This is a genomic window from Nonomuraea sp. NPDC005983 (assembly GCF_040614375.1).
Lineage (GTDB): Bacteria > Actinomycetota > Actinomycetes > Streptosporangiales > Streptosporangiaceae > Nonomuraea.
The window spans coordinates 40493-46492 of record NZ_JBEXUP010000066.1 but is presented as its reverse complement, the minus strand read 5'-3'; the positions used below and the strand labels follow the sequence as shown (position 1 = coordinate 46492).

Here is a 6000-nt window from a genome sequence, read left to right as displayed (position 1 = left end):
CGGACCAGCTACAAAGCCACCATCAGCATCGACATCCTCACCACAGACCCTTGACCCACAGCCAAGACTCTTAACTACACGGCATTGGATCTAGATCAGATGCTCTCTTGGTCTTCGTGGGCTATGTGCATGAGTTGCCGCCACAACAGCACCACGAACACTGCGGAGCCGGCGAAGGCGAACCAGAACGGTGCCGCGACGCCGAAGCGGGTGGCCAGGACGCCCCCGATCACCGAGCCGACCACCAGGCCGGCGTAGACGCAGATGGTGTTGACGCTGCCCACCCGGCCCTGTAGTTCGCGCGGGACCGCGCGCTGGCGGACGGTGACCGAGGTCGTGCCCCAGATGAACGCGTGCGCGCCGAAGATCAGGAAGATGCTCCCGGCGACCCATGGCGAATGGGTCAGGGCCAGCCCCAGGTGGGTGAACGTTTCGATGACGAGCCCGATCCGCATCAAGGCGCCGAGGCTCACCCTGCGGGTGATGGCTCCGTACAGGCCGGTGCCGATGAGGCCGCCGATCCCGCCGATGGTGGTCATCAGGCCGAAGCCGACGGCGCCGAGGCCGAGCTGCTCCTGGGTGTAGAGGACGAGAACCGACCAGGCCGCGCCGAACGTGAAGTTGAAGATCAGGATCGTGAGCGCCAGCGTGCGGACCGCCGCGTGCCGGACGGTCCAGCTGAACCCGGCGATGAGTTCCCGTACGGTGTCGGGCCTGGGATCTTCGGCCTGCCGGCCGTGCGGCGGCAACGTGATCCGGGAGACCAGCACGATTCCCGCCATCACCAGGAGCAGTTGGCCCGCGAACGGCCAGAGGAAGCCCAGGCCGAACAGCGCCGCGCCGATCGATGGCCCGGCGAGCTGGTTGAGCGTGATGAACCCCACGCCCAGGCGGGCGTTGGCGATGACGAGATCGTCCTTGCTGACCATCATGGGGGTCAGTGTCGCCGTCGCGTTGTCGGCGAACACCTCGGCGATGGACCGAAGCGTGAGCGCCACCAGCGCCGTCACCACGGTCACGCTGCCGGTCATCATGAGCGCGACAAGTGCCGCCAGCACCACGACCCGCACCGTGTTCGCGACGAGTACGATCCTGCGCCGGTCGTGCCGATCTGACAGCACTCCCGCGTACAGGCCGAACAGCAGCGGCGGCGCCCAACCCACCAGAGCTGACAGTGAGATCATCAGCGGATCGCGGGTCAACGTCGCGATCAGCAGCGGGCCTGCGGCCCCCGCGAGCCCGTCACCGAGATTCGTCAGCCAGCTTGAGGCCAGCAGCCATCGGAACCCTCTCCCGAGCCGGTCAGGCAGGACCTTCTCCACCAGTGTGATCACGAGCGCACAACCATAGGGTTTCGATGGGGCCAGCAGCAACGCGTTTTCGCGTCGATATCGACTGCCCCGCCCCCCCTGTGCCGAGGGCGGACGTCAGCATCGACGCACGGGCACGGTCCGCCTCATGATGATCAACGATCACACCTGGATGGCACGCGCCGTTCTCAATGGGCCCGAGCGCCGAGAAGGTCCTGTCGGCGCTCACGGCCGGCATCGCTGTCGCACATCTTCCCCTCGAGGCCGCGGCGATCTACTGCGGACGGTGTTTGCTGAACACGCGCCGGGTGCACGCTGGGGGTACTGCTGCGTCCGGTCCGGGCGTTCATTTTGCCGTTCATTTTCGGCTACGGCTCATCTACCTCGCACACTACGTTTGATGAACGGAAGGCGGCCGTCATGGCGCTCATCGGCCTGATCCGGGGTCAGCACCGATAAGGGCCCTCCACAACTTCCTCGACGCCGTCCGAAGGAAGTTGCCGTGTACAGGTCAATGTGGACCCCTTCTGGCAACTTCATCCGGAAGGGACATTAAGAGCGTCCGCCAGTAGGTCAGCGGATGCGTGGTGTGCGGGGTCGTGTGTCCCATCGGTAATGGGTCCAGGCCCGTCGGATCAGGCAGCGCACAGTGATGATCACGGAGGCCAGAGCGAGGAGAAGTGGACGGTGGCTCTGTGTCTTTCAGTGCAGCGACGCAGTCTCCCGAAGTTGCTCATCCAGGAATTCGTGCGCTCGACCACCCACCTCCCGCTGGTCTGGATCGGAACCTTCGCCCCGCGTAGGACGATGCGTGCGTCGATATTCCTAACGGTCAGGTCGTCGTGGACCACGCGATAGTCGTAGCCCGCATCCAGACTCAGGCGAGGGCGCTTCGGCAGCGGACCGAGGGCTTTCTCCAGGCCGGAGTAGCGCTCGAGGGCAGCCTGCAGCAGGGTGTGGTCACGCACATTCGCCGGCGCCGGTTCGGTGACCAGCGGTATGCCCTGCGTCTCGGTCAACTGCGAGCGTTTCATGCCCTGTTTGGCCCGGTCGACCGGGCTCTTGCCGGCGCACTCGCCACCGGAAGGTGCTTTGATGATGCAGCCGTCAGCGACCAGATGGTCCGGTTCGAGGCCGATCATGCGGTCGTAGGCGGTCAGGACCAGCAGCCGGAGATGCTCCATCACGCCCAAGGCGATCCACTCATCCCTCCGGCGGCGCAGAGTCGTGGCCGAGCAGTGCTCGTCCGCGACGCGCTCGTAGCCACAGCCGAAGACCAGCACCTGGACCAGCCGGTCGAAGACCACCGCGTCCGCGATCCGCGGGTTGTGGCAGCCCAGCGGATGCCTGTCCTCCCGCACGGGCAGCAGAGCGAGGAACCGGTCCCGGACGGGGCCGAGAATGGATGACGGAACGGCAGGCACGGATTCCCAATGATCACGAAGCGTGGACAACTCCATGATCGAGGATCCGCGCCTGCAAGCGCAGCCGCCTCCTACTGACAGGCACTCTGAACGATCATGTTACGAGTTCTCAGCACACATGCCCTGTCATGGTCGTGTCCCAGCGCATGCCGGCGACCATGTGTTCCAGGTAGCCCGCGTCGCTGACGGTCACCAGAATCTCTGCGTAAGGGATCTCAGTGAAGGAGTAGTCCTCCTCCAGCTCCAGCCCATCCCATACGTCCAGCTCCTCCGGATCTTCCAGCGCTGCGGCCTCGCTCAGGTGCGGGGCGTTCCGGTAGGGGCTGATGCCGTAGGAAGTCACGATGTCGGCGGCGCATTGTGAGAACTCCTCGGCGTTTCCGGAAGTAAACACGGAATAACCAGGGCGGCTGCCCCCGCTCAGCTTGTACACGTCTTCCGCTTTGCGCCTGGGTTCGAGGATGGTCTTACCGTCGTCCGCGAGTAGGTACCCATCTTTGGTAACCCTTATCTCCTTGCCGAGGATGAGTTCGTAGAGTTTCCGGAACTCGTCCTTCAGCCGCATGCCTGCTGTGATGGCCTTGCCCTGCTCGTCGGTGAAGGGGTATCGCTCTCCGCCGCGCTCCTCATCGTCTTCGTTGTGCAGAAACCCGTTATCCAGGTGCCACCAGGCGTCCACCAGGAGAGACAGGGGGAAGACGGTCTCTTGTGGCACAAATGGGACGTCAGGGTTGATAACGTGCACCCTCCCACGGAGGGTGCAGCCTTCGACCGAGTCTACGGACACGGTGAAGATACTGGTCATGCTGGGGCGGCCCTTCAGTCGGAAGTGGTGGTCACACTTTGATCACCAGTCAGTCCGGAGAGTAGACGGTCCCACTGACACTCGTTCCCGGGGTCATACGCACCCACGCATCCGATCACCTACTGGCGGACGCTCTAACTACGGAAGAGATGCCTTGGCGTGAAGGCCTACTGAGCGGTTGATCGATAGGTGCCTTGGGGGCGTGAATTGGAGGCGTGGGGCCGGTCCAGGAGTGCGAGCGAGCGCTCTGCGTGGGGCCGCGGGCTCGGTGGGCGGCGGACCGCGGCCCGCGCGTCGGCGCGGCTTGATCGACTCAGCCTCCGTACTGCAAGGTCACTCGTCGCTGGCGGCCGCAGGACTTACGCCTGTCGACGACACGTGAAAACTGACGCCCAGGCGACGCCTGACGCGCTCCCACATAGCTGACCCGCCGAGCCTCCCCAAAGGCCGAGCTGCCCGAACTTCGAAACCGTCACCACCCAGCGTGAACGCCCAAGATTCGAGTGACGGTGATCAAGCGCGCGGCCCGCTTCCGCTGTACTCCGGTGGCACCTCATCCAGGACCGTCCAGTGCTCGACCAACTCATCGTTACGGGTTCGGGGGAGTGTCATCATCGCGGGCCGGCCACGTCATCGACGGTGGCCCCGTCAAAGCTCTTTAAACACTCCGTTCAAAACATTAAGTTGACATCGATACGTGTGCTGCGGCATCGTGAGCCCATGCCCACGAATGCCGATCACCACCCCGATCCCTTCACTCCTCCGCATCCGGAGCAGGCGCGCGCGCAACGCGTGCACGCGTCCCTGTTCCGGATCGCCGAGCGGCACGCGGCCACCGACGAGCAGCGCCGCCGGCAGGCCCATGCGTCGGCCATCGGCCCGCACGAAGCCGTCAGGCTCGTGGCGTTCCTGCTCAGCGGAGCCGCACGGCTCGATGACGGCGAGCCGGAAGTCGATCAGGCCGACATCACCGCGGCGTTGAGCCTGCTCCCGCTGGTGCGCGGGGAACTGGACGCGCTGGAGGTCGGCCTGCTACAGATGGCGCGGGGCCGCGGCATGACCTGGCAGGAGATCGCGTTCGGGCTCGGGCTCGGCACCGCACAAGCCGCCAGGCAACGCCACGAACGCCTCGCCGACCGTGCCGAAGGCCTGGACTAGCACGGGCCTGGAGTGGCACGGGCCTGGAGTGGCACGGGCCTCCAGCCTCGTCGTCCGTGCTCGCCGAGGCCGTGCCCGCCCAGCTGCTCGTCTTCGGTCGCCTTGTGGGCCTGAGCCGTCTCGTCCCAGTGGCCGTACCAGAACGGGGCAGTGGCCTGGAAAGCGTCGCCGGCGGCCCGACCGGCCGTGATCGCTTCCAGCGCCGCGAACGCTGTTGAGAACCATGGCTCGTTCTTGCGTAGCTGGGCGGTCTGCCGCCGGACGTCTTCGGTGATCGTGATGCCGACGGCCATGACGCTCGGGGCGATCAGAGCGGGCTTGCTGACGCGTTCTGAATGGCGGGCCGCATACAGCGTGGCAAGATTCGTACCCCCGGAATGGGCAAGCAGGTCCATCCGGTCGAGTCCAAGGTGCTCGCGCAGTGCTTCCACGTCAGTGACAAGCCGGTCGCAGCGGTACGCGGCGGCGTCCTTCGGCACGGCGGACTGGCCGGTGCCCCGCAGGTCCAGCATGATCAGCTGCAGGGCGCGAACGGTTCGTGGCGCCGCGACGACGTCGACGTCTCCTGCCCCGATGTGAGGGCATCGCATGGCTGGTGTGCCGGTTGATGGGCGCGACGGGCTGGGCCGTGGGTGCCGCTGGCCTCGCCGGGGAGCTCCGCGTCGACGTCAGCAAAGCGATGTCCGTTCGATTTACCGCCGTTGCTACCGAAACCCCTTCGCGACGGCGGGCGTCACCCGCAGCGGGCCGGCGGCGTAGGCGGCGCCGGTGCTGGTGGTCCGCGGTGGTCTACACCGTGATCTCGGTGCTCAACGCGACGGCCATGACGATGAACGAGCGGGCCGAGGAGATCCGGCGCCGGGCTGGTGCTGGTCTGCGCCGTGAGCGGCCTGGCTGGAGGGCTGGCCGCCACGCGCGGGGCACGGCGCGGACCCCTGCTGTCCGGTTAGCCCAGGCTCCGGAAGAACGCCCGGAGGTCGGCGATCATCAGGTCGGGGGTCTCCAGGGCCGCGAAGTGGCCACCTCGCTCGAACTCCGACCAGCGCACCACGTTGTGCGCCTGGTCGGCCAGCGGGCGGACCGAGAAGTCCGTGGGGAACACCGCGACCGCGGTCGGCACCGTCCCGCGCTCCTTCGGCGCCCACATGGTGAAGTCGTTGAACCGCTCGTAGTAGGTGTGCGCCGCCGAGCCCGCGGTGCCGGTGTGTCCACCGTGGCCCTGATCGCGTCGACCGCCTACCGTGGACTGCGATGATCCACCAGCGCTGAATCCGATGACTGCGCAGCGATGATTTCCTGGCCG

Annotated in this window: 5 protein-coding genes and 1 pseudogene; 1 reads left to right on the top strand and 5 read right to left on the bottom strand. The window is 66.2% G+C overall.

The window, feature by feature from the left end:
• Window positions 1-95: 95 nt before the first annotated feature.
• From ABZ297_RS26570 to ABZ297_RS26560, 3 genes and pseudogenes are all read right to left on the bottom strand, one after another.
• Complete coding sequence (locus ABZ297_RS26570) at window positions 96-1334, bottom strand: MFS transporter (RefSeq protein ID WP_355351135.1); 1239 nt, start codon at window positions 1332-1334, stop codon at window positions 96-98.
• A gap of 549 nt (window positions 1335-1883) precedes the next feature.
• Window positions 1884-2734: pseudogene (locus ABZ297_RS26565) on the bottom strand (IS5 family transposase).
• Between the two features lie 109 nt (window positions 2735-2843).
• A complete protein-coding gene (locus tag ABZ297_RS26560; RefSeq protein WP_355351133.1) occupies window positions 2844-3539 on the bottom strand; it encodes a hypothetical protein in 696 nt (231 codons plus the stop codon).
• Window positions 3540-4259: 720 nt separating this feature from the next.
• On the opposite strand from ABZ297_RS26560, the gene ABZ297_RS26555 reads away from it, so the two are divergent.
• Window positions 4260-4697, top strand: coding sequence for a DNA-binding protein (locus ABZ297_RS26555; RefSeq protein ID WP_355351131.1), 438 nt, complete (start codon window positions 4260-4262; stop codon window positions 4695-4697).
• On the opposite strand, the gene ABZ297_RS26550 is transcribed toward ABZ297_RS26555, so the two are convergent.
• On the bottom strand, window positions 4694-5209 hold the full coding sequence (locus ABZ297_RS26550; protein WP_355351129.1) for an alpha/beta fold hydrolase: 516 nt from the start codon (window positions 5207-5209) through the stop codon (window positions 4694-4696). The genes ABZ297_RS26555 and ABZ297_RS26550 overlap by 4 nt on opposite strands.
• 434 nt (window positions 5210-5643) lie before the next feature.
• The gene (locus ABZ297_RS26545; RefSeq protein ID WP_355351127.1) at window positions 5644-5817 is read right to left on the bottom strand and encodes a hypothetical protein; all 174 of its coding nucleotides are present in this window, start codon (window positions 5815-5817) and stop codon (window positions 5644-5646) included.
• Between the last annotated feature and the right edge of the window lie 183 nt (window positions 5818-6000).

Excerpts from the sequence above, each read along its gene's own strand:
- ABZ297_RS26560 (WP_355351133.1), bottom strand. The coding sequence starts at position 3,539 with ATGACCAGTATCTTCACCGTGTCCGTAGACTCGGTCGAAGGCTGCACC.
- ABZ297_RS26555 (WP_355351131.1), top strand. The coding sequence starts at position 4,260 with ATGCCCACGAATGCCGATCACCACCCCGATCCCTTCACTCCTCCGCAT.
- ABZ297_RS26550 (WP_355351129.1), bottom strand. The coding sequence starts at position 5,209 with ATGCTGGACCTGCGGGGCACCGGCCAGTCCGCCGTGCCGAAGGACGCC.